This is a genomic window from Peribacillus sp. NPDC097198 (assembly GCF_044762055.1).
Taxonomy (GTDB): domain Bacteria; phylum Bacillota; class Bacilli; order Bacillales; family DSM-1321; genus Peribacillus.
In genome coordinates this window covers 90,486-115,737 of the sequence record NZ_JBIWDO010000003.1, presented here as the reverse complement: position 1 = coordinate 115,737, position 25,252 = coordinate 90,486, and the positions used below count along the sequence as shown (strand labels likewise).

At 42.4% G+C, this 25,252-nt stretch carries 25 protein-coding genes and 2 other annotated features; of the genes, 3 read left to right on the top strand and 22 right to left on the bottom strand.

Going from position 1 to position 25,252, the window contains the following annotated elements; translation table 11 throughout:
- Positions 1 to 73 precede the first annotated feature (73 nt).
- Both ACIQXQ_RS06035 and ACIQXQ_RS06030 read right to left on the bottom strand, forming a co-directional pair.
- The gene (locus ACIQXQ_RS06035) at positions 74 to 877 is read right to left on the bottom strand and encodes an inositol monophosphatase family protein (RefSeq protein ID WP_402956497.1); all 804 of its coding nucleotides are present in this window, start codon (positions 875 to 877) and stop codon (positions 74 to 76) included.
- Positions 878 to 1,210: 333 nt separating this feature from the next.
- Entirely contained in the window at positions 1,211 to 1,408 is a 198-nt protein-coding gene (locus ACIQXQ_RS06030) for a hypothetical protein (protein WP_402868093.1), read from the bottom strand.
- Between the two features lie 202 nt (positions 1,409 to 1,610).
- On the opposite strand from ACIQXQ_RS06030, the gene ACIQXQ_RS06025 reads away from it, so the two are divergent.
- Positions 1,611 to 2,231 (top strand): YktB family protein, encoded by a 621-nt coding sequence (locus tag ACIQXQ_RS06025; protein WP_402956495.1) that lies wholly within the window; start codon positions 1,611 to 1,613, stop codon positions 2,229 to 2,231.
- A gap of 88 nt (positions 2,232 to 2,319) precedes the next feature.
- On the opposite strand, the gene trpA is transcribed toward ACIQXQ_RS06025, so the two are convergent.
- From trpA to ACIQXQ_RS05980, 9 genes are all read right to left on the bottom strand, one after another.
- Complete coding sequence (trpA, locus tag ACIQXQ_RS06020; RefSeq protein WP_402868089.1) at positions 2,320 to 3,099, bottom strand: tryptophan synthase subunit alpha; 780 nt, start codon at positions 3,097 to 3,099, stop codon at positions 2,320 to 2,322.
- Positions 3,092 to 4,297 carry a tryptophan synthase subunit beta gene (trpB, locus tag ACIQXQ_RS06015; RefSeq protein ID WP_402868088.1) on the bottom strand — a complete coding sequence of 402 codons (1,206 nt, stop codon included), beginning with the start codon at positions 4,295 to 4,297 and terminating at the stop codon, positions 3,092 to 3,094. The genes trpA and trpB overlap by 8 nt, the downstream gene beginning before the upstream one ends.
- Positions 4,298 to 4,915: a phosphoribosylanthranilate isomerase gene (locus tag ACIQXQ_RS06010; RefSeq protein ID WP_402868087.1), complete on the bottom strand. Its 618-nt coding sequence runs from the start codon at positions 4,913 to 4,915 to the stop codon at positions 4,298 to 4,300. It abuts the gene before it with no gap.
- 17 nt (positions 4,916 to 4,932) lie between these two features.
- Positions 4,933 to 5,712 carry an indole-3-glycerol phosphate synthase TrpC gene (gene trpC / locus ACIQXQ_RS06005; RefSeq protein WP_402956161.1) on the bottom strand — a complete coding sequence of 260 codons (780 nt, stop codon included), beginning with the start codon at positions 5,710 to 5,712 and terminating at the stop codon, positions 4,933 to 4,935.
- Positions 5,713 to 6,735 (bottom strand): anthranilate phosphoribosyltransferase, encoded by a 1,023-nt coding sequence (trpD, locus tag ACIQXQ_RS06000; RefSeq protein WP_402868083.1) that lies wholly within the window; start codon positions 6,733 to 6,735, stop codon positions 5,713 to 5,715.
- A 26-nt stretch (positions 6,736 to 6,761) separates the two neighbouring features.
- On the bottom strand, positions 6,762 to 7,367 hold the full coding sequence (locus ACIQXQ_RS05995) for an anthranilate synthase component II (RefSeq protein WP_402956159.1): 606 nt from the start codon (positions 7,365 to 7,367) through the stop codon (positions 6,762 to 6,764).
- Positions 7,364 to 8,758, bottom strand: coding sequence for an anthranilate synthase component I (gene trpE / locus ACIQXQ_RS05990; RefSeq protein WP_402956157.1), 1,395 nt, complete (start codon positions 8,756 to 8,758; stop codon positions 7,364 to 7,366). Before trpE ends, ACIQXQ_RS05995 begins: the two co-directional genes overlap by 4 nt.
- A 155-nt stretch (positions 8,759 to 8,913) precedes the next feature.
- Positions 8,914 to 9,146 (bottom strand) — a binding site (T-box leader).
- A gap of 35 nt (positions 9,147 to 9,181) precedes the next feature.
- Positions 9,182 to 9,419, bottom strand: a binding site (T-box leader).
- A 69-nt stretch (positions 9,420 to 9,488) separates the two neighbouring features.
- Complete coding sequence (locus ACIQXQ_RS05985) at positions 9,489 to 9,761, bottom strand: UPF0223 family protein (protein ID WP_402868078.1); 273 nt, start codon at positions 9,759 to 9,761, stop codon at positions 9,489 to 9,491.
- Between the two features lie 46 nt (positions 9,762 to 9,807).
- Positions 9,808 to 10,767, bottom strand: a complete 960-nt coding sequence (locus ACIQXQ_RS05980; RefSeq protein ID WP_402956155.1) for an NAD(P)H-dependent flavin oxidoreductase — start codon at positions 10,765 to 10,767, stop codon at positions 9,808 to 9,810.
- Between the two features lie 338 nt (positions 10,768 to 11,105).
- On the opposite strand from ACIQXQ_RS05980, the gene ACIQXQ_RS05975 reads away from it, so the two are divergent.
- Positions 11,106 to 12,563, top strand: coding sequence for an aminotransferase class I/II-fold pyridoxal phosphate-dependent enzyme (locus ACIQXQ_RS05975; protein ID WP_402956153.1), 1,458 nt, complete (start codon positions 11,106 to 11,108; stop codon positions 12,561 to 12,563).
- Positions 12,564 to 12,726: 163 nt separating this feature from the next.
- Here the strand turns inward: ACIQXQ_RS05975 and ACIQXQ_RS05970 are convergent, their stop codons facing one another.
- The 5 genes from ACIQXQ_RS05970 to hutH form a co-directional block, all read right to left on the bottom strand.
- On the bottom strand, positions 12,727 to 12,852 hold the full coding sequence (locus ACIQXQ_RS05970; RefSeq protein WP_402868072.1) for a GapA-binding peptide SR1P: 126 nt from the start codon (positions 12,850 to 12,852) through the stop codon (positions 12,727 to 12,729).
- 203 nt (positions 12,853 to 13,055) lie between these two features.
- Positions 13,056 to 14,051: an agmatinase family protein gene (locus ACIQXQ_RS05965; RefSeq protein ID WP_402956151.1), complete on the bottom strand. Its 996-nt coding sequence runs from the start codon at positions 14,049 to 14,051 to the stop codon at positions 13,056 to 13,058.
- A complete protein-coding gene (hutI, locus tag ACIQXQ_RS05960) occupies positions 14,044 to 15,321 on the bottom strand; it encodes an imidazolonepropionase (RefSeq protein ID WP_402956149.1) in 1,278 nt (425 codons plus the stop codon). The genes ACIQXQ_RS05965 and hutI overlap by 8 nt, the downstream gene beginning before the upstream one ends.
- Entirely contained in the window at positions 15,322 to 16,989 is a 1,668-nt protein-coding gene (gene hutU / locus ACIQXQ_RS05955; protein ID WP_402868065.1) for a urocanate hydratase, read from the bottom strand.
- A gap of 16 nt (positions 16,990 to 17,005) precedes the next feature.
- Positions 17,006 to 18,508, bottom strand: coding sequence for a histidine ammonia-lyase (gene hutH, locus ACIQXQ_RS05950; protein WP_402956147.1), 1,503 nt, complete (start codon positions 18,506 to 18,508; stop codon positions 17,006 to 17,008).
- A gap of 325 nt (positions 18,509 to 18,833) precedes the next feature.
- Between hutH and ACIQXQ_RS05945 the strand changes: the two genes are divergently transcribed.
- Positions 18,834 to 19,268: a DUF1885 family protein gene (locus ACIQXQ_RS05945; protein WP_402956145.1), complete on the top strand. Its 435-nt coding sequence runs from the start codon at positions 18,834 to 18,836 to the stop codon at positions 19,266 to 19,268.
- A 266-nt stretch (positions 19,269 to 19,534) separates the two neighbouring features.
- On the opposite strand, the gene ACIQXQ_RS05940 is transcribed toward ACIQXQ_RS05945, so the two are convergent.
- The 6 genes from ACIQXQ_RS05940 to ACIQXQ_RS05915 form a co-directional block, all read right to left on the bottom strand.
- Positions 19,535 to 19,777 (bottom strand): hypothetical protein, encoded by a 243-nt coding sequence (locus tag ACIQXQ_RS05940; protein WP_402868059.1) that lies wholly within the window; start codon positions 19,775 to 19,777, stop codon positions 19,535 to 19,537.
- Positions 19,778 to 19,971: 194 nt separating this feature from the next.
- Positions 19,972 to 20,805, bottom strand: coding sequence for a polysaccharide deacetylase family protein (locus tag ACIQXQ_RS05935; protein WP_402956143.1), 834 nt, complete (start codon positions 20,803 to 20,805; stop codon positions 19,972 to 19,974).
- A gap of 43 nt (positions 20,806 to 20,848) precedes the next feature.
- A complete protein-coding gene (locus ACIQXQ_RS05930; protein WP_402868055.1) occupies positions 20,849 to 21,106 on the bottom strand; it encodes a hypothetical protein in 258 nt (85 codons plus the stop codon).
- 247 nt (positions 21,107 to 21,353) lie between these two features.
- Positions 21,354 to 22,766 carry a dihydrolipoyl dehydrogenase gene (gene lpdA, locus ACIQXQ_RS05925; RefSeq protein ID WP_402956141.1) on the bottom strand — a complete coding sequence of 471 codons (1,413 nt, stop codon included), beginning with the start codon at positions 22,764 to 22,766 and terminating at the stop codon, positions 21,354 to 21,356.
- 3 nt (positions 22,767 to 22,769) lie between these two features.
- Complete coding sequence (locus tag ACIQXQ_RS05920) at positions 22,770 to 24,152, bottom strand: dihydrolipoamide acetyltransferase family protein (protein WP_402956139.1); 1,383 nt, start codon at positions 24,150 to 24,152, stop codon at positions 22,770 to 22,772.
- Between the two features lie 121 nt (positions 24,153 to 24,273).
- Positions 24,274 to 25,251: an alpha-ketoacid dehydrogenase subunit beta gene (locus tag ACIQXQ_RS05915; RefSeq protein WP_402956137.1), complete on the bottom strand. Its 978-nt coding sequence runs from the start codon at positions 25,249 to 25,251 to the stop codon at positions 24,274 to 24,276.
- Between the last annotated feature and the right edge of the window lies 1 nt (position 25,252).

The following is a 25,252-nucleotide window of genomic DNA, read 5'->3' as shown; positions in this document are numbered from 1 at the left end:
CGAGTTTTTTTATTTATTACTTTATACTCCGAAAATTTATTTTCCATTAAAGGTTTTTCCTGCATATCGTTCACTACTTTCTTGAATTATCCGACAAGTATCGTTCGAACACTTCCTTATGTAGACCAGGTTTAGAAACAAAAAGAGAATCTCCTGATAGGAAGTTCAATTCCTCCCCTTTAATGTTGGTCACTTCCCCACCAACCTCTTCAATAAGTAACGCCCCTCCAGCAAAGTCCCATGGCATAAGGCGCATCGTTATATAAGCATCCAGGCGTCCAGCAGCTACGAAAGCAAGTTCCAGTGCAGCTGATCCGTATGATCGTGTTCCCCTGACATCACGGACAAGCGGGGAAAGGATGTTTGGATCGATTCGGCGGTTTTCCGTTACCCAACTCGCATTCATCGATAGAATGGATGTACTGACAGAACCTTCTTCTAACGGGGCAAGCCTTTGTTCATTCATAAAAGCTCCCTGCCCTTTAACAGCATGGTATAATTCATCATGCACAACATCATAGACCATGCCGATTTTCCCGATGCCATCCTGGTATACACCGAGAGAAATGGCAAAATTCCGCTGTTGGTGGATAAAGTTCAATGTACCATCGATGGGATCAATAATCCACACCGTCCCCTTTAAATCCTTTATCTGATTCCCCATACCCTCTTCTCCAAAAATACGATGGTCAGGAAATGTTTCATTTATATGTTCAACAAAGAATTTTTCTATTGCCTTATCCATATTCGTTACCAAATCATTGGGATTCGTTTTTTCCTCGATATTCAGCTTGGTTTCAAAGGACGCCCGAAGCTTGACCCCCGCTTCCCTCATCCATACCTTCGCATATGTATCCATTTCTTTAACCGATGCCATCATAATATCCCGTCCTTTGTCATCAAAACTACATTAAATAGATATTCTAAAGAGTAATGCAAATATACCATGACTTCAAGTTTTTAACATCTTCATATTTTAAGCTTTTTAAAAATTTAAAATTCAATCCACTTAAATGAACAGTCCACCACATCAAGACTTCTATCCTTTATTCCTCAATAGAAATATTCAAATCCGCTATTGGGAACACTTCAGGTATATAATGAAAAACGGACACATTATTTTCTAAAAAAATAAGTGTCCGTTCAACTATTATAGATTTCATTATCCATTTAATTCATATGCTCCTTATTGATCTTTACAACTATTCATTTACAAAGCCTTAAGCTTTAGCAACTCCAAACGGATACGCTCTAATCTTTGCTTGCATAGTGACCTCATCTGATCGTTTTCTTCACTGATTGCTTCAAAAAGGGTTGCTAATTCATAGTCCATTTCCATTCTTAACACTGCAGCTCTATGTCTTTCTACTTCTTTAGCTTTTAATGCTTGGTTCATGACTTGTTTCATAATTAACATTCTCCCTTCATCAATAAACTTAATTTTCAGAATTTAATTTTATTTTATCATATGTCTTCCACCAACAAATAGCAACTAATTTGTGTTCTTACCCATCAATTTATTTGAAATCAAGTTACAAAACGCTATTTTCGAAATTACCTTATACTTATGCTACAATATGTGCAGATATTTACGGTAGGAGAGATAAATGATGAAATTATTAAGTTTCACTTCTGATGATTTTAACGTATTTAAAATTGATGGATTAGAACCGCGAATGGAAGCTTTAAAAGAAAAGATACAACCTAAGCTTCATGCATTGGGCGAACATTTTTCACATCAGCTATCTATCATGACTGGTGAAGAAATGTTTCCTCATGTAGCAAGGCATGCCAGACGGAAAGTGAACCCTCCTAACGATACATGGGTTGCTTTTGCCGCTAATAGCCGGGGCTATAAAATGATGCCCCATTTTCAGATAGGTTTATGGGAGACACATTTGTTCATATGGTACGCCGTCATTTATGAGGCCCCCAATAAGGTAGAAATAGGACAGCATCTTGAGAAAAACATTAACCGGTTAAAAGAAAATATCCCTTCTGACTACGTTTGGTCAATGGACCACACAAAGCCTGAAGTCATTCCACATGAAGGGCTTTCTAGTGAAGATTTACACTCCATGTTTTCCCGTTTGCAAACGGTCAAGAAGGCCGAGATCCTTTGCGGAATACAAATCCCCCGCGAAGAGGCCATTCAATTAAAAGAAGATGAATTCATCCAAATCATTCAAGATGCGTTTGAACATCTTTTACCCCTATATCAATTAAAATAAACGCTTATGTCGTAATATGACGTATATCTACAAAATATAGACAAAACGATGGAAGCACGGAGGTGCCTTTATAGGTACCTCCGTGCTTTTATTTTTGAACCAATATTTTACTTGCGCTGATGAGCTCGGTGATGTGTTCCTCTTTTCCCGTTTCAAAGCATTCTATGACCTTGCTTCCGACGATGACCCCATCACAGGATTGAATCGCATTCCTTACATGCTCGGGCGTTGAGATGCCAAACCCGGCAAGAACCGGGACAGGGCTCAGTTCTTTTACCTGTTTAAGATATTCACCGACATCGCCCCCGAAGGTATCACGGGTACCCGTGATACCCTTTACCGTAACTGCGTAGATAAAGCCTTCAGCTCCTGCTGTAATCTCCGTGATTCGATCCCTTGAAGACGTGAGGGTCACAAGTCGAATCAGTGTGATACCCGCTGTTTTGATGGATGAAAACACCGTTTCTTCCTCAATCGGCAAATCAGGAATGATACATCCTGCTATTCCAGCATGAAGGCAATCCTCTATAAACTCCTTTAGACCATATGCCATGATGGAATTGGTGTACCCCATTAGTATAATCGGGATATTCACATCGTTTTTGATTTCCGTTACCTTTTTCAAAATATCCTTCAAAGTCGTGCCCTTCTCCAAAGAACGAATCCCTGCCTGTTGAATAACCGGCCCATCAGCAACTGGATCGGAAAAGGGTATGCCCAATTCAACAGCGGTTGCCCCGTTTTTTTCTAGGAACATCAGCTGGCTTTTTAATCGATCCAAACCTCCATCGCCTGCCATGATATAGGGGATGAACGCCTTTTCTCCCTTGTTTACACAATCTTGCATCACTTTCGTTAACTTATTCATGATCGCTGCCCCCTAAAATGGATTGGACTTGTTCAACATCTTTGTCACCACGACCAGAGAGACAAATGACCAACCCTGTCCCTTTTTCCATTTCTTTAGCCAGTTTTAACCCATAAGAAAGGGCATGAGAGCTTTCTAAAGCTGGAATAATCCCTTCTTCCCTTGAAAGCAATACAAGGGCATCCAAGGCTTCCTGATCAGTAACGGAAGTATATGTGACCCGATTCGTATCCTTTAGGTAACTGTGTTCCGGTCCTACTCCGGGATAATCCAACCCCGCTGAGACCGAATGGGCCTCCTGGATTTGGCCGTCTTCGTTTTGCAAGACATACATGAATGCCCCGTGAAGCACGCCGGGCCTTCCCTTAGTCAAACTTGAAGCATGTAATGGTGTATGGAGACCATGACCTGCAGCTTCTACTCCATATAACTTCACCGTTTCATCCTCTATGAAAGGGTAAAACATGCCCATTGCATTACTGCCACCCCCAATACAAGCGACCACTGCATCAGGAAGCCCATTTACCAAGTCTGAATACTGGCGCTTTGTTTCATTGCCAATGACGCTTTGATAATCGCGAACAATGACGGGAAACGGATGTGGACCGAGGACAGAACCCATAATGTAGTGAGTGTCCTCTACATTTGCAACCCAGTATCGTAATGCTTCATTTACTGCATCCTTCAAAGTGGAGCTCCCTTGTGTAACGGAAACAACCTTTGCCCCTAACAATTCCATTCTGAATACGTTCAATTTCTGCCTTCTGATATCTTCTGCACCCATGAAGATGATGCATTCGAGCTTCAATAAAGCACAGACTGTCGCCGTCGCTACGCCATGCTGTCCTGCACCTGTTTCGGCTATGACCTTTTTTTTGCCCATTTTTTGAGTCAATAAAGCCTGGCCTATCGTATTATTTATTTTGTGGGCACCTGTATGGTTCAAATCCTCACGTTTCAGGTAGATATCGGCACCACCTGCAAGTTTCGTCAGGTTCTCAGCAAAATAAAGAGGTGTTTCCCGACCAACGTATTGAGTCAGGTAATAGGATAGCTGCTTTTGGAAATCCGGATCATTTTTTGATTGTTCATAGACCTCTTCAAGTTCAGTGATTGCAGCCATCAAGGTTTCAGGGACAAAACGGCCACCATATGCCCCGAAGTGTCCAGTTTGGTCAGGTTGTATATACGTACTCATCTATTCATTCCTCTTCTCCTGTATATTTTTTGCCTTCCTTATAAATGCCTTTATTTTTGTTGCGTCCTTCACCCCATCAATCTCCACACCACTAGCGACATCAACCCCGAATGGGGATACGGCCAAAATCGCTTTATCCACATTATCCGGATTTAAGCCACCTGCAAGAATAACCTTGTCCAGTGGAAGCTTGGCTTTTTGGAGCATATCCCAATCTAATGTCATTCCTTTTCCCGAGGAACCTTTCGGCAAATCGACCAGAAGATACTCAGCGGGATAATCGTTAAGGTTTTCAAGGTCCTCTTCTGAATGTATGGCGAATGCCTTAATGACAGGTAGCGGCATCCTTTCGGCAAAACTAGTAGACTCGTTTCCGTGCAGCTGAATATAATCCAATCCAGCGATGCCAGCCGTCCTAATCACATCCCGTTCGGCCTGATTAGAAAACACCCCTACTTTTTTCACATGTCCAGGAAGGTTTCGTCCAATTTCACGCACCACCTCAGGTTGGACTTTCCGGCTGCTTTCTGCAAAAATGAACCCGATGAAATCAGCACCTGCCCCTACAGCCGATTGGACATCCTCCAATGTTTTCAATCCACAAATTTTGACGAACATATTTATCTCCTTACCTCTTAAAAGTTCACTTGAAGTTCATTCATCGTATCCGAAAGGTTGGTGGAAGTCATCAAGGTTTCACCCACTAAAATCCCCCTGGCACCCGCTTTTTTCACACGCAGGACATCTGCTTTCGTTTTGATTCCACTTTCACTGATAATCATATGAATGTTCGGATCAAGCAGTTTCGCAAGCCGTTCCGTTACAGCCAGGTCCACTTCGAATGTTTTTAAATTTCTATTGTTGATCCCAATCAATTCTGCTCCGAGGTCCACCGCCTGTTTTAGCTCTGATTCATCATGGACTTCAGTTAATACTTCGAGCCCTTTACTTTTTGCATATTGATACAACTCATGTAGGCGCTCTTTCGAAAGAGCTGCCACAATTAAAAGAATAATGGTCGCACCTGCATGGTAGGCCCGGTCAATCTGGATTTCATCAATGATGAAGTCCTTACAGAGTCTAGGGATTTTGACAAGTTGGCTCACGTTTCGTAAATCATCGATCGTTCCTTTAAAGAAAGACTCGTCCGTCAAAACGGATATGGCAGCAGCTCCCCCTTTTTCATAAGATAGGGCTTGATTGTTGGGGTCAACATCCATGTTTATCTTACCCTTTGACGGAGAAGCACGTTTTATTTCTGCTATAACCGAAATGGAGGCGGCTGTTTTCAAAGATTCCACTAGCGATGGCCTTGTTGAACGGACCGCCTCCGACTGTGGAAAGCCGCTTCCTTCTTTATAATGGGCAACCTCCACTTTTTTCCTTTCAATGATTTTCGTTAAAATATTTTCCATTTACATTACCACCTTATTACGGTTGCCATAGGCAATTAAATTTTCTAATTTCGCAAGAGCTGAACCGCTGTCCAGGCTATCTTTGGCCAGAGAAATGCCCTTTTTAATTGTGGGCGCCGTTCCATGGGCGAATAATCCCAGCCCTGCGTTCAACAAAACGGTATCCCGGTAAGCCCCTTTCTCTCCTTTTAAGACACGTAGCATAATATCAGCATTTTCCTTAGCGTCTCCTCCACGAATTTCCTCATTTCCGTAGATGGGCAAATCCACTTCTTCCGGATTCAGGGTAAAGGGGATGATGTCCCCTTCTTCCAAAAGGACGAGAGAATTTTCTCCCTGTAGACTTGCTTCATCCATAGAACCTGCTCCATGGATGACAACCGCACGTTTTCTGCCTAATTTGTGGAGCACCTCGGCAAATAGCTCAAGCATATCCCGACGGTTAATTCCCAATAGTTGCGTTTCGAGTTGAACTGGATTTGTTAATGGACCTAAATAATTAAAGACAGTTGGGATCTTCAATTCTTTTCTCACTTTCATAATCCGGGCGCTGTTTGGATGGAGTGACGGCGCAAACAAGAAAGTGATGCCGTTTTCCTCCAGCAGTTCTTTCACCATTCCAGGTTCAAGGTATAAATTGACCCCTAGCTCTTCCAAAACATCCGCACTTCCCGTCTTACTCGAAATGCTACGATTTCCATGTTTGGCAACCTTTACTCCGGCACCGGCCAGAACAAATGCAGAAGTAGTACTGATGTTGAAGCTTTGTGAGCCATCTCCACCTGTCCCGCAATTATCCATCACGTTTAAACTAGTCGAATGTACACTTCTTGCTTTTTTTCGCATGACCCTGACCAGACTGGCGATTTCTCCCGCCGTTTCTCCTTTTGCTTTTAATGCTATAAGAAAAGCCGCCATCTCGCTTTCTGTAATATCTGTAGAAAATAACGCTTGGGCTGCTCTACTCATCTCATCTTCCGTCAATGTTTGACGCTCTGCTAACTTCACTAAATACTCCTTCACAACTGACTCCCCCACTCGTTTTAAAATTATAAAATGGATTGTTCCTTCTCTAATTGATATGCATCCGCAATCTTATAAAATTCATGTAACAGTTCTTTGCCAATCTTTGTTCCAATTGATTCAGGGTGAAATTGGAGACCATACAGCGGATAATCCCGGTGTTTCAATGCCATGATCTCTCCATCGTCCAACGCATTCGCCGTAACTAGTAACTCAGGAGGCACGCTTTCCCTCTCAACTACCAGGGAATGGTAACGCATCACTGGGAATCGATGTTCCTGATTAACAAAAACCCCCGTCCCATCATGCTCAATAACCGATGTCTTTCCATGCATGATTACTTGTGCTCCAACCACTTTCGCACCAAAAGTTGCGCCAATCGCCTGATGACCAAGACAGATTCCCAAGATAGGAAGCTTCTTATAAAAGGAACGAATGATTTCCATACTCATTCCCGCATCTTCAGGTCGTCCTGGACCTGGGGAGATGATGATTGCCGTTGGGTTCATGTCCTCAATTTCAGCAATGGTGATTTCATCGTTCCTTTTCACAATCAAATCTTTCTCGACTTCTCCTAAATATTGATACAAGTTGTAAGTAAATGAATCATAGTTATCAAGCAACAAAATCATTTTTTATTTACCTCCATCAACGCCCGAGCTTTATTCTGTGTTTCCTCATATTCGGTTTTCGGATCCGAGTCATATACAATTCCCGCTCCGGCCTGTACGTAGGCATGCCCCTCTTTGATAATCATCGTCCGTATGGCAAGGGCCATATCCAGGTCACCTCCGAAACCAATAAATCCAATTGATCCTGAATAGACGCCTCGCTTACAGTTTTCAAGTCCGTTGATCAATTCCATGGCCCTGATTTTTGGGGCACCAGATACAGTCCCAGCAGGCTGACAGACCGTTAAAGCATCTAAACTCGTAAATTCCTCCCTAAGCTTGCCGCTAATCTTGGAGGCAATATGCATCACATGCTGATATCTCTGAATTTCCATTTCTTCCGTAAGATGAATCGAACCAATTTCACAAACCCGCCCGAGATCGTTTCTTCCCAAGTCTACAAGCATCCTATGTTCAGCCAATTCCTTCTCGTCCATCAGTAAGCTTTTTTCTAACCCCTTATCTTCCTCAACCGTTTTTCCCCTAGGTCGTGTACCCGCGATGGGATTCACATGCACCATACCGGCTGAAACACTGATTAAGCTTTCCGGCGAAGAACCCAGAATGGTGTATTCTCCAAACTCAATATAGAACATGTATGGTGATGGATTGGCTAAGCGAAGTCGTCGATATGCATCGAACGGCTCTCCATCAAAGTCAGCCTGGAACCTTTGTGATAACACGATTTGGAACACTTCACCCGCTACAATCGCTTCCTTGGCTTCAAGCACCATTTTCTCGAACTCCACCTGACTGAAGTTCGAATCGAATTCCAAAAATTCCGACGATAATTCTTGTGACGGTTTACTCGGTTGATTGATTTTCTCCTTCATATCCGCTAAACTTTTTTTTCCATCGTCTTCGGCAGTCAAAAGATGAATCTTTTGCAGGACATGGTCGAATATGTACAATTCCTTAAAGAATAGAAAATGGGCATCTGGCATCTGAAGTGGATCAGGGGGTACATCACCAATCTTTTCAAATAAACGAATAACATCATACCCCAGGTACCCGACTGCACCCCCATTAAATGGGGGAATATTCACCGGGATACCCTCAAGTTCAACCAACAGTTGATCCTTCAGGAACTCGATGATGTTCGCTTCCTTCACTTCCTCTTCCCCGGATACAAAATCCTTGACGTGAACTTGATTGGCTAATGAAGTGACCTCCAAATAAGGATTGGACCCTAGATAGGAATAGCGACCATTATCATGATGTGAATTTGAGCTTTCGAGCAGGAATTTTTTCTTATCATTTAATTTGCGAAATATGGAGATTGGTGTGTGAATATCCCCTTCTATTGTTTCCATTTTAAAATGAAGTTTCTTTTTCTCATTCAAAGAATTCATGAACAATCCCTCCCTTTATGTCAATTACGTTATACGTTTATTTTTTCTCCCGCCGTCAGAATAGGAGGTGGAGCCTATCTTTTTAATCCTTCGTCACAACATTGTCAGAAATGGAACATATAAAAAAATCCCCTGCAAACACAAATATTGTGCTTGCAGAGGACGGAATACCGCGGTGCCACCTCAAGTTGGAAAAATCACTCTTTTTCCCTCTTACAGCAGGATATATCCTGCACACCCTTTAACGGAGGCAACCGGGTTTCCCTACTTCATTTCAAGAAACCACTCATAAGTCCATTCATCTTCCTACTTCGTACCGGTTTTCAGCTGATCCGGCTCTCTGTGACGATGCTAAAGAAAGATTACTACTCTTAATCAAAGATTTAATTATCCATTTTAGAAAAACGCAAAAAAGCCCCTCATCCAAAGGACGAGGAACCCGTGGTACCACCTTAATTAGCTATAATAGCTCACTTTACGGCACAAAAAACATTACATGCCTGTCTCCATTAACGATGAGATAATCGCCAAAGCCTACTCCGTCATCCGTTTCGGTTTGGGGCTCGGAAGTCCATTCGCTTAAACTTGTTCACCAGTTTTCAGCAACCACTGGCTCTCTACAGAACAATATTAAGGTACTATTCTTCGTCACTGCCTTTATCTTTTCTTGTTTATTATGTTAAAACATAATTTGCAGGAAGTCAATAAAGTTTTCTAACAATTGAAAATTTTATTTCATTTTAATCCAATCACCATCTGCAAGAGCTTTCGCTTTCTTAATAACATGATAGGCAGAATACGTGCTGGCCGATTCGAATTCGTCCGTATACCTCTTTTCATCCGCCTTACCGGGGACAATCACCTTAAAACGGCGATAGGCATTCATGAATGCTTCTTTTTCAATTTTACTTTCATAAGCTTTCTCGACTGCTTCAAAAAATTTAATGACGTCGACGATTTCTTCCGTTGACCAATCAAGATCCATAGGATATTGATAATCCATACTTATTCACTCCTTCTAGTTAAATCCTGTTGAATGGGTAACTTTCTCACTCAGCCCACTTTGAGCGAATGGCCTCCGCCTCACTGATGATACGTTTGAATAGCTGGGCCGTCGTTGGTACATCATGGATCATCCCCATGACCTGTCCTGCCCAAGCGTAGCCTTCGTCCTCGATTCCATCATGAATATACCTTTGGTTTGCTTCTCCGCTTATGTAATCCTTCAATTGCTCGTATCCACCGTTTTCTTTTTCAATTTCAAGAATCTTATCCGTCCAGCTATTAGAAATGACGCGGGCAGGAGCACCAATTGAACGCTTAATGACAACGGTATCATTTTCTGTTCCGGAAACCAAGGCATTTTTATATAATTCATGGGCATGGACGCATTCCTCGACAGCAATGAATCTTGTACCCATCTCGATACCTTCGGCTCCAAGGGCCAATGCAGCCATTAACCCACGTCCATCCCCGAATCCACCTGAAGCGATTACGGGAATGCGCACGGAGTCAACCACTTGCGGTATCAATACGGATGTACCGATATCATCCCTTCCTAAATGACCTCCGCCTTCCTGCCCGACCACCATCACAGCATCCGCACCCAATTGTTCGGCTTTGACGGCCTGCCTCTTTGCGGCAACTAGCACAAGCTTCTTTACAGGCGTATCTTTAAGAAATTCTAGAAATGGAGCAGGGTTGCCACCAGTTACCGAGACAATGGCAATTCCTTCTTTCATCGCTGCCTCAAGCATATGTTCATAGGGCCTGCCATGCTGACCAATGGCGAAATTGACGCCAAAAGGCTTATCCGTCATAGCTTTTGTCTTTCGGATTTCCTGAACCAATTGATCCGGGTCATTCAACGACATGGCCGTTACCTGTCCCAAACCCCCAGCATTCGAAACCGCTGCAGCCAATTCCGCATAGGCAAGGTGTGCCAATCCCCCTTGCACAATTGGATACTGTATCCCCAATAAATCAGTCACGCGAGTTTTCCATTTCAAGAACATCTTCCCCCTTGTCCATTCTTTAATACTCTACACGAATCATTATGGCAAATACTGTTTATTTATTCAAATCATAAACTCACCTATATCAGGAAGTTCATTCAACAATCGCTAATACATTTCATTTGCCTAGTTTCATAGATTCTTTCGCCTTAGCTTGCTATTTTAGGGTTTAAAAGTATAACTAGGCATTTATTGTTAGACATGCTATAATTCTTTTGTTTTATGTCTACCCATAATTCGCAGCCCGATTTAATAGAGGCTGACACGCAGAATAATATACTGCAGTAAATGGAGTATTTTTATATATTATATTGAAAAGGGGCTACAAGAATTTGTCACAGAATGAAACACCCTTATATACTGCTTTGTTACAGCACTCAAAAAAGAATCCTGTTCAATTCCATATTCCAGGTCATAAAAAGGGGAAAGGGATGGATCCCGATTTTCGTGATTTCATCGGGGAAAATGCCTTATCGATAGATTTGATCAATATTGCCCCACTTGATGACCTCCATCAGCCAAAAGGAATAATCAAAAAAGCTCAAGACCTAGCAGCTGAGGCTTTCGGGGCTGACCATACATTCTTTTCGGTACAAGGAACAAGCGGTGCAATCATGACGATGGTCATGTCGGTCTGCGGACCCGGAGATAAAATCATCGTTCCGAGGAACGTACATAAATCCGTTATGTCAGCCATCGTATTTTCCGGTGCCGTTCCCATTTTCATTAATCCTGAAATCGATAAAGACCTGGGAATCTCCCATGGAATAACTATAGAAGCCGTTGAAAAAACACTAAAGGAACACAGCGATGCCAAAGGACTTTTGGTAATCAACCCGACTTACTTCGGCATTTCGGCAGACTTGCAGAGTATAGTGGAGTTGGCACATACTTACCATATGCCGGTGCTCGTTGACGAAGCACATGGGGTCCATATTCATTTTCATGAAGAACTGCCACTATCCGCCATGCAAGCTGGAGCCGATATGGCAGCTACGAGTGTTCATAAACTTGGAGGTTCGATGACGGGCAGTTCCGTTTTAAATGTAAAGGACGGACTGGTTTCCGCAAATCGGGTCCAGGCAATTTTAAGCATGCTCACAACGACCTCGACATCCTATATCCTTCTTGCATCACTTGATACAGCCAGAAGGCAACTAGCAACGAACGGAAGGGAAATGATCGATGGTGCAATAAGGCTTGCTGAATATGCAAGGAACGCAATCAATGAAATTCCTTATTTATATTGTGTAGGGAAAGAAATATTGGCGAGTAAAGCTGCCTTTAGTTATGATCCGACAAAATTAATCATTTCTATTAAAGAATTGGACATTACCGGATATGACGTGGAGAAGTGGTTGCGTGAGAAACATAATATCGAGGTGGAGCTCTCTGATTTATATAATATCCTTTGTTTGATCACCCCAGGGGATTCCATAACGGAAGTGGATATATTAATCAATGCCCTTAAAGACTTATCGGAAGAATTTAAGGAGTGGGCAGCCGATCATGGAAGAATCGAAGTCCTGCTTCCCGATACTCCGCCACTTGCCCTATCGCCAAGAGAGGCCTTCTATGCGGAAACCGAGGTGGTGCCTATAGAGGAATCCGTAGGAAAGATCAGTGCAGAATTCATTATGGTCTATCCCCCTGGGATCCCGATTTTCATACCGGGCGAACTGATCACCGAGGACAACATTGCCTATATCCAGAAAAATATCGAGGTGGGCCTTCCCGTCCAAGGTCCTGAGGATCCAGAAATTAAATACTTACGGATCATTAAACATTAAAGAAACGGTAAAAACCAGAGCAATCAGACATACGCTCTGGTTTTTACTCGTCGTTTACAATCATAATCGTTCCTTAATTGGGTCTTCCCTCATGGAAAAAGGGCGTCCAGGTTATATTTCCTGGAACACCCTCAAAATCTATTATCAGTCAATGTTGTATGTCCTATTCCTTAGAGGCAGCTGTATCACAGCTGTGGCAGTTGTGATTATGTGTATAAAGTACACTTACTTTTTCATCTTCAAAATGATCAATCGTGCTGTTGCAAGTTTGACAAACGATAGTTCCCATTTTTACAACCCCTTCCTCTATATTGTATGCATGAAACGATTAATGTAACCGCTTTATTTCATTATAATATAGCACATTTAATATTTCAAGCTATAAAGTATGTCATATATAGATTTTTCCAATTCGTTATTTCATAAATTCCAATATTAGAAATTCCCCATTGTTTTCATTGGCTTCAGGAAAACAAGTCCTGATTAGCGTTGCTATTCCCCCCTGATTTGTAGACCGCATATCATCGTCAGAAAAACAGAAGTACCCATCTGTACCGTTGCCTGGTTCAGCGTATCCCTGAGCGGGTCCAAACATACGATATCAAAAGCCCTCACCTTGTCATGGCTTCCGGCAAGAAATACAGCTTCCAGCAATTCCCCCGGATGCATCCCACCAGTAGTCGCTGCTGGAACACCAGGAGCAAACGCCATGTCGAGAACATCCATATCAATCGTCACGTAAATCATATCCACTTGATCATTTAAATGAGCTAATGCCTCTTTTATCACCTGTTCAAGACCTTGCTTCCTGGCTAATCGTAAAGGGACATACCTGACTCCTTTCTTCTTTGCATAGTCAATTAAATCCCTGGTGTTATAAAACCCATGCAAGCCAATATTGTGGATATGCTTTCCCTCGACAATGCCCGCTTCAATCAACTGACGCATGGGTGTACCATTAGTAGGACCGTTTTCTGAAGGATCCCGCAAATCAAGATGCGTATCGAATTGCAGGATACCTATTTTACTATCAGGATAGATTTGCTTCATTCCTTTCACCAGCATGGCTGTTGTAGAATGATCACCGCCAATTCCACCAATCAAGGAATTCCGGTACATATCGTGAACAGCAGCGGATGTCTCCCTAATCGACTGATGACAAAGGCTGATATCCGTTCCATGCATGGGTGCATCACCTAAATCCCATACCTGCATCCCAGAGAAATCCACATCATAATCCATGTTATAGGTAGAAAAGCCTTTCCATGAACGACGAAAATAATCAGGGAACTCCGATGCTCCCGATGGGCTGATGGATGACCTGGATAGTGGGGCCCCAAAAAAGACACAATCCGGTTCATCCATATCTCCTGCCATTCTCTGCTCATCAATTGTCCGAATCCACTGGTGGACCTTTGCTGGGTGGGCTGCCGGGAATGCTTCCTTCCTCCAAGTAAAAGTTGCCGGTTGAAGATGAACGTCACTCAACAAGCGCTCCCCCTTTCACAACGACTCTTCCTTTTTTTATGACGGTATCTGTGTGATTGACTCCATAAAAATACTGAAGTTTCGCAAAGTGATCTACGTCAAAAATCGTGATGTCCGCCTTTTTGCCGACTTCGATGCTCCCGATTTCCTCAGCACGATCAATGGCATGGGCTGCATTGATTGTGACGGCCGTTATCGCTTCAGCAGGACTCATCCCCATCTTCATACAAGCAAGATTCATCATGAAAGGTAGAGATACCGTCGGCGAAGAACCCGGATTACAATCCGTGGAAAGGGCGACCGGTACACCTAGATCAATCATCTTTCTGGCATCGGCGAATTTTTTCATTAAGAAATAGGCTGTTCCCGGTAGTAAAACACCAACCACCCCCGCTTTTGCCATCTTCTTCATCCCCGTAATCGATGCTTCTAGCAAATGATCTGCTGAAATGGCCCCTAATTCAGCCGCAAGCTCCGCTCCTTCATACGGCTCGATTTCATCCGCATGAATTTTAGCCTTCAGTCCGAATTTCTTTCCGGCCTCCAAGATTTTCTTTGCCTGTTCGGGGGTGAATACGCCTTCTTCGCAAAATACATCGTTAAACTCCGCCAATTTAGCTTGTGCAACTGCAGGGATCATTTCATTAATGATTAAATCAACAAAAACTTCAGGGTTTTCTTTAAAATGTAGGGGGACGGCATGGGCACCCATAAAGGTTGAAACAACATCAATTGGATGTTGTTCATGAAGTAACTTTGCCACTTCAAGCTGTTTTCTCTCCGTGTTCCAATCCAAGCCATAGCCACTTTTCGCCTCGACTGTCGTCACCCCTTGTAGAAGAAATCCGTTCATGCGTTCCAAGCTCTCTTCAAGCAACTGGGTGTGACTCGCTTTTTTCACAGCCTCGGTCGTCGCATATATGCCCCCGCCATGATTCATGATATCCATGTAAGTGGCACCTTCCAGGCGTTGATTAAACTCCTTTTCCCTGCTTCCGGCAAATACTAAATGGGTATGTGGATCTACCAAACCAGGCGTAACCAACTTGCCCGTTGCATCTAGGGTCTCGGCTTGAGCTAGACGATGCGTGTACTTTTCCAGTAAATCACTCGTTCTGCCTACCGCTTGAACGATTCCGGCTTCGAGCCAGACGCTTCCATTTTCGATGATTTGCAAGTCTGACATTTCTGCCTTAATCCTGGGGGCTTTCATCTTTCCGTCGAGTGTGATCAATTGGGCCGCGTTTTTTATGAAAATGGGTCTACTCATCTACTTCTCTCCCAACATCGGCATATGAATTCCCTTTTCCTTGGCTGTCATAATCGCCAGTTCGTAACCGGCATCAGCATGGCGCACCACACCCATTCCAGGATCTGATGTAAGTACCCGCTCAAGCCTTGCTTCCGCTTCCTTCGTACCGTCCGCCACTATCACCATGCCAGCATGAATCGAATAGCCCATACCGACACCGCCTCCATGATGAACCGAGACCCAACTTGCCCCGCCAACAGCATTGATTAATGCATTTAAGATTGGCCAGTCGGAAACGGCATCACTGCCATCCATCATCGCTTCTGTTTCACGGTTAGGCGAAGCAACAGAACCTGCATCCAAATGATCCCTTCCTATCACAATCGGCGCTTTCAATTCCCCAGCTTTGACCAGGTCATTAATCATTTTCCCGAGCCTGGCCCTGTCTCCATATCCAAGCCAACAAATTCGGGCTGGAAGGCCTTGAAAGGGAATTTTCTCCTGCGCCAGTTTTATCCAATTGCATAGATTCTGGTTTTCTTTGAATTCTTCGAGCAAGACTGCATCAATTTTATAAATATCCTCGGGATCTCCCGATAAGGCAGCCCACCTGAATGGGCCCTTCCCTTCGCAAAAAAGCGGACGAATATAAGCCGGAACAAAGCCTGGAAAACTAAATGCCTGATCCACGCCTTCATCTTTTGCCATCTGACGAATGTTGTTTCCATAATCAAAGGTGATGGCCCCCTTTTCCTGCATACTCAACATGGATCTAACATGGCTGGCTATCGTTTGTTTAGAGGCAACAACATATGCCTTCGGATTATCTTGTCGAAAACGTCTGGCTTGTGCTACCGTCATTCCTGAAGGGATATAGCCATGTAACGGGTCATGGGCGGATGTTTGGTCCGTCAATACGTCAGGGATGAATCCACGTTCAATCAGAAGTGGCAAAATATCTGCTGCATTTCCAAGCAGACCGATGGATAAAGGTTCACCCGCCTGCCTTGCTTTTTTCACAATGGCAATCGCCTCATCCATATCGGATGTTTTACGATCGAGGTAACCATTTTTTATTCTCCGGTCGATTTTGGTTTCATCCACTTCAATGGCGAGACAGACCCCCTGATTCATGGTAACCGCTAACGGCTGCGCTCCTCCCATTCCACCAAGGCCGGAAGTCAAGGTGATGGTATGTTTTAATGACCCTTGGAAATGTTGCCTGGCAAGCTCCGAGAATGTTTCATACGTCCCCTGAATGATTCCTTGGCTACCAATATAAATCCAGCTGCCAGCAGTCATTTGTCCATACATCATCAATCCTTTTTTATCGAGTTCATGAAAGTGATCCCAATTGGCCCAGGCCGGCACGAGGTTGGAATTAGCTAACAAAACTCGAGGCGCATCCGGGTGTGTTCTGAAAACGGCCACAGGTTTCCCTGATTGAACCAATAAGGTTTCATCCGTCTCCAATTCATGTAGCGTTTTCATGATTTTGTCATAGCTTTCCCAATTTCGAGCTGCTTTGCCTATCCCTCCGTATACAACCAGTTCTTCTGGATTTTCAGCTACTTGAGGGTCAAGATTGTTCATCAGCATCCTTATCGCCGCTTCTTGAATCCATCCCTTCGCATGAAGAGTAGAGCCTTTGTAGTTCACAATTTCCCTTTGTTCCTTAGCTCCCATGTTTTTCACCCCTTATCTAAAAGTCATGCATCCATTCCGTAAAGTCATACGTTTTCAACCACGTGGTACAGGCTTCAATATCAGTGGAAAACATTCGGTCAGACTTAATGGTCGGTACAATTTCCCTGGCCTTTTCATAAAATTGAAAAGTCTTCGGACTCATATATTCTGTACCCCTATATTCAACGCCTTGCATCGCCGTAATGCATTCAATCGCCAAGACCCTCCATGTATTCTGGATTATTGCATAAGCATGTCTAGCAGCGATGGTCCCCATGCTCACATGGTCCTCTTGATTAGCTGATGAGGGAATGGAATCGACACTCGCAGGATGAGCTAGCGTCTTGTTTTCAGAGACGAGTGATGCTGCACAATATTGCATGATCATCGCACCTGACTCCAGTCCAGGTCTGGCACTTAAAAAGGGAGGGAGATCATTCAATTGGGGATTAACGAGCCGCTCAATCCTTCTTTCCGATATGCTTGCAACTTCCGCAACCCCTAACTTTAAGAAATCCATGGCAAAGGCAATCGGCTGTCCATGAAAGTTCCCCCCGGATATTACATGGTCACCTTCATCAAAAATCAGCGGATTATCGGTGGCTGCATTCATTTCAATTTGCAATTTTTCTTTTACATATCCGAATACCTGCCAGGAGGCCCCTAGGACCTGGGGGATGCACCGGAGCGAGTATGCATCTTGCACCCGAACTTCCCCTTGCCTGGAAGTAAGCCTGCTTCCTTCGAGCCACTTCCTCATTCTCTTGGCAACAGCGATCTGTTCCGGGTATCCTCTTGCTAGGTGAATCCTTTCATCAAACGTGTCTATAATCCCATTTAATGCTTCGACAGTCATCGCGGCAATCGCTTCAGACAACCATCCGATTTTTTCCGCTTCCAGAAAGGCCACCACCCCCATCGCCGTCATGGCCTGCGTACCATTGATTAGTGCGAGCCCTTCTTTGGCTTCCAACTCGATTGGTGAAATGCTTTCCAGTTTCATGGCCACGGAAGCATTCACAATCTCTCCTTTATAAAAGACCTCTCCCTCCCCCACTAATGCAAGCGCTAAATGTGAAAGTGGAGCTAAATCCCCACTTGCACCAAGAGATCCCTGCTGTGGGATAACCGGATGTATCTCTGCATGTAAAAGGGCCAATAAAGTAGAGATGACTTCAAGTCTCACGCCTGAAAAGCCTTTAGCCAGAGCATTTGCCCGAAGTAGTAGCATAGCTCTGGAAACACTTTCGGGAAATGGGCTTCCTACTCCACAGGCATGAGATTGGATGAGGTTATATTGTAGTTGTTTTACATCTTCGGTATCGATAAATACATCACTGAATTTCCCAAACCCAGTCGTAATCCCGTATATTATGCGTTTATCCAAGACAATTTTTTCGACTGCTTTCCTGCTATTCAAAACATTTTCCAGAGCATTTTGGGAGAGGGTGACCTTTTCCTTCTCAAATATGACCTTTTTTGATAGATTTACCGTTAAATCCTCACCAGTAAGAATCATGCCCTACACCCCTTTAACATAGTAAAGGGGCTGCATCACTTTAAATAAAGCGATACAGCCCCTTTTTTTGTAGCAACTACAATTGAATCGATACCATGTATAGTCATATTCATCTCACTCCTGGAAGAGTATTAATTGTTTAAATTTTACAAATAAAAAAAGCTGTTTGTCAACCTATTATTACATTTTTTTACCATAAACATGTATCTGGTTTGAGAATGTGAGGAAGGAATTATCCCAATTACAGTTACATATAGATAGGTATATAAAATATCCATTTAATGTTAATCTATTATAAAGAAAACAGGGAAAAGGAGGCTGAATAATGATTGAAAATGCCTATATCAAACTAGTCCCGGAGTCTGTGAAAACCAATGTCACGATTGAGGACGTGAAGGAATTACTCACCTATTACCAAATGGTCACCTCAAAAACAGGAAAGCAACTGGATTGGGACTATGATAAAAAAGCCTTTCCTTATGATATGAAAGAGCCGGATGAAATGAAGGGGAACATGATTTATTTACAGTCCAATGTCGACCGTTATCATATGATATTAATTGGGGTCGACCAAGAAATCATTCAAGATGAGGACGGCATGGAACGGATTCAATCATATATCCAATTCACTCTTCCTGAAACAGCTACATTCGGGGATAAAGGCAAAGCTAATGAATTATGTAAATTCCTCGCAAAAAAATTGCAAGGCCAACTCCACCTCTTTAATAAACGAATCATGTATTATTATCCCAGAAAGTAATGAACACCACTTAAGGCATTCGTATAAGGATATAGACATCTATATTAAGGATAAGTCTAAAATAGTCACAATTTCCAATCATTTTTTCTTTGGTAAGGTACGCGAAAGAATCATTATTTAATGGATGGTTATACTTCTGAAATAATAATTTATGAGCATTATTTCGAATCTCAACTTATCAAAACGGGTAGATTATTCGAAAAAGGAACCAAAAGCATTCTCCTTGAATGCTTTTTTCTTTTGGTTACAATAATAATGAGTCATGATTATTGACCTATCAAGTGAATTAACTTAATGTTGATGGATGTATTATTTGTATTATTAGGAGGAAATGGTTTGAAGAAACTAATCACACTCATAATATCTTTTTGGGTTCCTGGTGCTGGGCATCTATTCTTAAGCTTACATCCTAGTTGGGAATGGGCATCAAGAGACAGAAAGCTATTTAAAAGAGGTATATTTTTTGCTTTGGCATATTTAGTGTCTTGCTTACTTGCGTTCGTTTCCATAGGGTTCATTCTTGCCCCTATTGTGATAATATGTGCAATGATTGACAGCTATAGACAAGCGAATAAGATTCTATAAAAGCAAAGTCCGGTGAACTGGTTGTTCATCATAAAAGGCATTCGGAATATTTCCCGAGTGCCTTTTTAATCGCAAAGTAATAATCAATGAGACAGATTTCGAATGATTAATAGATACTTTATGCAGGGGTTTCTATTAATCCGGGATCAAGGAATGTGTAGCCTTTCTTTTGAAAACCATTTACGATATCTTCAATCGCGTCATGCGTCCATTTCCGATCATGCATCAATAAGTTCGCTCCATTCGATAAATATGGACTATTTAACATGATATTCGTTAAAGCCTTATCATTTTGATACTCTTTTTCCCAATCATAGCCATAGGTCCAGTTCATAACCAACATTTTTTCTTGTTTCGCAATTCCTTTGGAATATTCGGTATTCGTCCCGAACGGAGCCCGGATGAATTTGGGCCGCTCCCCAACGATTTCTTCTACCAAATCATTTAATTTAACGATTTCTTTTTTTTGAACCACATCAGTCTGTTCCTTCAAGTTAACGTGAGAATATGTATGGTTCCCAATTAGGAAGCCCATATCATGGATTTCCTTCAATATTTTTTTCTTTTCATCATCTTCAATAAAATGGCCATTCACAAAAAATATAGCTGGCACTTGAAGCTCATGGAGCGTTTTAGCAATGTCTAGTGAATATTTATCAGGTGCATCATCAAATGTCAAAAGGACAACTTTCGGATCAGCATCTTTAATTGGTTCAAATGACCAATTTGCCTCATTCAAACGATATTGGACTTGAACCTTCTCCCCTTCTGCCTTCCCTTTTTCAATTGGTTTCTCCTGTTTCTCACTAAGCTCTACTTCTTTTTGTTCATCTTTGATATGGCTCGATGTTTCGACGGTTTTTTGATTTTGTACAGGGGTAACATCCATTCCATTACACCCCATCAATACAAGTGATATGATCGCAAACATGCACAAGGGTCTGTTAAGCATAATTCCTCCATTGGTATAAGTGGCAGTACGGCTTAAACCTCATTCAATAAACAGGTACTAATGTTTCTAAAAGGATTTGCAATACACCATAACAGAGTAAACTGATAACGGTGACCAGCAACGTCCTTCTATTGGATTTCAGTATCATTTTTCCGATATAAATGGCTAAATAAGAAAAGACCAAAAACATGAATACTTTAAAAACAAAACGATCATTGACCGACAGCCATTCAACCACTGTATATCCACTCCAAACAATTAGTTGAAAAAGGATGACAAGATAATCTTTCAAGTGATCCACCCCATTTATATGAACAATTGGCCGTTGCTTTATTTCGGCAAACTTGTTCTCAAGTCACACCGCTCCTGCTATTTTTTTATCCTATTCTACAAATTTCAAACCTTTTTCCCTATTAAAACGGATCATGTTCTTTATAAATATATGCCCGTCTTCACATTTCATTAAGTATTTCGGATCGGTAACATTAACTTATAACGAAAAAAAAGCACACTGCCCAGGAAGGGCAGTATGCTTTTTGGGAAAACAATTATTTGATGATATGGATAGGAGTTCCAAGGGCTACTTCAGCAGCTTCCATTGTGATTTCCCCTAAAGTTGGATGCGCATGAATTGTCATCGCGATATCTTCAGCAGTCATTCCTGCCTCGATAGCTAAACCAAGTTCTGCAATCATATCAGAAGCGTTTGGTCCTGCGATTTGTGCTCCAATTACCAATCCGTCTTCTTTACGGGTAATAAGCTTCACAAAACCGTCCGTGCTGTTCAATGAAAGAGCACGTCCATTTGCAGCGAATGGGAATTTAGAAGCTAATGCTTCGATTCCTGCTTCTTTCGCGTCTTTTTCATTATAACCTACAGAAGCAAGTTCCGGTTCAGTGAATGCCACAGCCGGAATAGCTAGGTAGTCAATTTCAGAAGACTCGCCAGCGATAGCTTCCGCTGCGATTTTTCCTTCATAAGAAGCTTTATGTGCTAATTGAGGTCCAGAAACGATATCACCAATCGCGTAAATGTTTTTCACATTTGTACGACATTGTTTATCAATTTCAATCAAGCCTCTGTCCGTCATTTTGATGCCGACTTGTTCAAGACCGATTTCAGATGTATTCGGACGGCGACCTACTGTCACTAACACATAATCCGCTTCAACTTTTTTCTCTTCGCCTTTTACTTCATAAGTAACCGTAACGCCAGTTTCAGTTTCTTCCACGCCTTTAGCAAGAGCTTTTGTAACAATTTCAGCACCTTTGTTTTTAAGGTTCTTTTTAACTAGGGCTGCCATTTGTTTTTCAAAACCTGCAGAAAGAATTTCTTCTGTACCTTCAAGGATCGTTACTTTCGTTCCAAAGCTTGCTAATGCGCCGCTAAGCTCTGTACCAATGTACCCTCCGCCGATAACGACGATTGAACCTGGTAATTCTTCCAAAGCAAGAGCACCAGTAGAATTAAGTACACGTTTAGTATATTTAAATGACGGGATTTCGATTGGTGTAGAACCAGTTGCGATAATCGCGTTTTTAAATGTATATGTTTGAGCTGAGTCTTCATTCATGACACGGATGCTATTTTCATCTACGAAGTAAGCTTCTCCTGACACGACCTCAACTTTATTTCCTTTTAATAGGTTACTTACGCCACCTGTCAATTTATTTACAACAGATTGTTTCCATGCTTGCACTTTAGAAAAGTCAACAGAAACCTTTTCCGCAAAGATCCCCATATCTTCTGAATGCTGAGCATTATGGAAACGGTGACCTGCTGAGATCATCGCTTTTGAAGGGATACAACCTACGTTCAAACAAACTCCGCCAATTGATCCTTTTTCAACAACTGTTACTTTTTGTCCAAGCTGTGCTGCGCGAATTGCGGCAACATACCCCCCAGGTCCTGAACCTATTACTAATGTATCTGTTTCGATCGGAAAATCTCCTACTACCATTGTTTACGCCTCCATTAACAATAATTCTGGGTCGTTCAATAACTTTTTGATGTGATTTAATGCATGCTGAGCAGTGGCCCCGTCAATAATACGGTGATCAAAGCTAAGTGATAATGCCAGAACTGGAGCGGCGATAATTTCCCCGTCGCGAACAATTGCTTTTTCGGCAATGCGTCCAATCCCTAGAATGGCAACTTCTGGATGATTGATTACAGGTGTGAACCATTGACCGCCTGCGGAACCGATATTCGTGATGGAGCAAGAAGCGCCTTTCATTTCATTGGAAGCCAACTTACCATCACGAGCTTTCGCAGCTAATTCATTAATTTCTTGTGAAATAGCAAAAGTTGATTTTCGATCTGCATCTTTTACAACTGGAACTAACAGACCTTTTTCTGTATCTGCCGCAATTCCGATATTGTAATAGTGTTTATGGATAATCTCACTTGTTTCATCATCAAATGATGTATTAAGCATAGGAAATTCACGTAATGCACTAGTTAAGGCTTTAACAACATAAGGTAGGAATGTAAGCTTGATTCCTTTTTCTGCAGCAATATCCTTGAATTTCTTACGATGGGCAACTAGCATCGTCACATCAATTTCATCCATTAATGTAACATGAGGAGCCGTCTGTTTCGACTTAACCATTGCCTTGGCAATCGCTTTTCTCATGCCGCTCATTTTTTCGCGCGTTTCAGGGTATTGCCCTTCTGGAATTGCCACTTTCGTATTATCTTCTTTCGTATCCGAATCTATTTGTTGTGAAGCATCATCACTTTGACGAGCTGGTTCTTTTGAAGCGGATGTGCCATTTTTGAAAGCATCTATATCTTCTTTCATGACGCGGCCATTATCTCCTGAGCCAGTAATCTCGCGAATATTTACCCCTTGTTCCCGTGCATACTTTCTAACAGAAGGCATGGCAATGATACGTCGTGTAGGATCTGCTTCAACCTGTGGCTGAGATCCCGCCTTTGGTTGAGCTCCTGCGCCCGTTTCTTCACTATTTTCCTGAACCGGTGCAGCTTCTTTATTGACTTTCTGTCCGCCTTCAGCAGTAGCTTGAACCTGAGCTTCAGTATCTTTATCACCTTCTGCTTTCGCTTCTTCCCCATGATCCCCTTTAAACTGAAGATCTTCATACCCAGGAGCATCAAAAGTGACAAGTACATCTCCGACTACAGCCACCGTTCCTTCTTGAACAAGAATTTCTTCAACGGTACCTTTCACCGGTGATGGAATTTCGACTACAGCTTTATCGTTCTGAACTTCACAAAGTACGTCATCTTCTTGAATCGTATCTCCTGGTTTAACAAACCATTTTACTATTTCACCTTCGTGTATACCTTCTCCGATATCAGGGAGTCTAAATTGGAATGCCACTGAATTCAACCTCCTATATTAAATCATACTTAGGGCTTTGAATAAAGCCCTTTGTCATGTATTTCTACTAATGAGAAAGACTCTCCAAAGCCTTTACTTTCATTCTTCTCATTAAAAGTAATTAGAATTTCAACACTTTTGTCGCTGTTTCGATAATATCTTTATAATTTGGAAGCCATACCGTTTCAGCCTGAGAAAATGGGAAAACTGTATCGGCAGCCGTCACTCGTAAAACGGGAGCATCCAGACTTAAAATAGCACGTTCGTTAATTTCTGCTACAACATGTGCTGCTACACCAGCTTGTTTTTGGGCTTCTTGAACGACAATGGCCCGTCCCGTTTTTTCAACAGAGGCAATAATCGTATCAATATCCAATGGAGAAACAGTACGAAGGTCGACCACTTCTACCGAATGTCCTTCTTTAGCCAATTCTTCCGCAGCCTTGATGGATTCCTGCACCATCGCACCATACGTAATAATGGATAAGTCCGTTCCTTCTCGTTTTACATCTGCTTTTCCTAATGGAATCGTATATTCTTCCTCAGGAACTTCCTGACGGAAAGAGCGATATAATTTCATGTGTTCAAGGAAGATGACAGGATCGTTGTCGCGAATTGCTGAAATCAACAAACCTTTTGCATCGTATGGAGTGGAAGGAATAACTACCTTTAATCCAGGTTGCTGAGCCATTAATCCTTCTAGACTATCCGCATGCATTTCTGGAGTATGAACTCCACCGCCAAATGGAGAACGAATGGTAACCGGTGCATTGTAGCGACCGCCTGAACGGTAACGCATACGAGCAAGCTGTCCACTGACTGAATCCATTACTTCATAAATGAATCCAAAGAATTGTAATTCAGGAACAGGGCGGAAACCTTGTAAGGAAAGACCGACTGTCAATCCACCGATGCCTGATTCTGCAAGGGGTGTATCGAAAACACGTTCTTCACCGAACTCTTTTTGAAGATTTTCAGTCGCCCGGAACACTCCTCCATTAACGCCGACATCTTCTCCAAAAACGAGTACATTCTCATCATTTTTAAGTTCTGTACGTAATGCATCTGTAATTGCTTGAATCATCGTCAATTGAGCCATG

Bases quoted from the DNA above. Each gene is read 5' to 3' on its own strand.
- hutH (WP_402956147.1), bottom strand. From the start codon at position 18,508: ATGATTCTTACTGGTGAGGATTTAACGGTAAATCTATCAAAAAAGGTC.
- trpC (WP_402956161.1), bottom strand. From the start codon at position 5,712: ATGGAAAATATTTTAACGAAAATCATTGAAAGGAAAAAAGTGGAGGTT.
- ACIQXQ_RS06030 (WP_402868093.1), bottom strand. From the start codon at position 1,408: ATGAAACAAGTCATGAACCAAGCATTAAAAGCTAAAGAAGTAGAAAGA.
- trpA (WP_402868089.1), bottom strand. From the start codon at position 3,099: ATGAATAAGTTAACGAAAGTGATGCAAGATTGTGTAAACAAGGGAGAA.
- hutU (WP_402868065.1), bottom strand. From the start codon at position 16,989: ATGGGAGCTAAGGAACAAAGGGAAATTGTGAACTACAAAGGCTCTACT.
- ACIQXQ_RS05995 (WP_402956159.1), bottom strand. From the start codon at position 7,367: ATGATTTTGTTGCTTGATAACTATGATTCATTTACTTACAACTTGTAT.
- trpB (WP_402868088.1), bottom strand. From the start codon at position 4,297: ATGAGTACGTATATACAACCTGACCAAACTGGACACTTCGGGGCATAT.
- ACIQXQ_RS05945 (WP_402956145.1), top strand. From the start codon at position 18,834: ATGATTGAAAATGCCTATATCAAACTAGTCCCGGAGTCTGTGAAAACC.
- ACIQXQ_RS05940 (WP_402868059.1), bottom strand. From the start codon at position 19,777: ATGGAAACGAACGCAAGTAAGCAAGACACTAAATATGCCAAAGCAAAA.
- hutI (WP_402956149.1), bottom strand. From the start codon at position 15,321: ATGAGTAGACCCATTTTCATAAAAAACGCGGCCCAATTGATCACACTC.
- ACIQXQ_RS06035 (WP_402956497.1), bottom strand. From the start codon at position 877: ATGGCATCGGTTAAAGAAATGGATACATATGCGAAGGTATGGATGAGG.
- ACIQXQ_RS06025 (WP_402956495.1), top strand. From the start codon at position 1,611: ATGAAATTATTAAGTTTCACTTCTGATGATTTTAACGTATTTAAAATT.
- trpE (WP_402956157.1), bottom strand. From the start codon at position 8,758: ATGAATTCTTTGAATGAGAAAAAGAAACTTCATTTTAAAATGGAAACA.
- lpdA (WP_402956141.1), bottom strand. From the start codon at position 22,766: ATGGTAGTAGGAGATTTTCCGATCGAAACAGATACATTAGTAATAGGT.
- ACIQXQ_RS05935 (WP_402956143.1), bottom strand. From the start codon at position 20,805: ATGCTTAACAGACCCTTGTGCATGTTTGCGATCATATCACTTGTATTG.
- ACIQXQ_RS05915 (WP_402956137.1), bottom strand. From the start codon at position 25,251: ATGGCTCAATTGACGATGATTCAAGCAATTACAGATGCATTACGTACA.
- ACIQXQ_RS05970 (WP_402868072.1), bottom strand. From the start codon at position 12,852: ATGGGAACTATCGTTTGTCAAACTTGCAACAGCACGATTGATCATTTT.
- ACIQXQ_RS05985 (WP_402868078.1), bottom strand. From the start codon at position 9,761: ATGGATTATCAATATCCTATGGATCTTGATTGGTCAACGGAAGAAATC.
- ACIQXQ_RS06010 (WP_402868087.1), bottom strand. From the start codon at position 4,915: ATGTTCGTCAAAATTTGTGGATTGAAAACATTGGAGGATGTCCAATCG.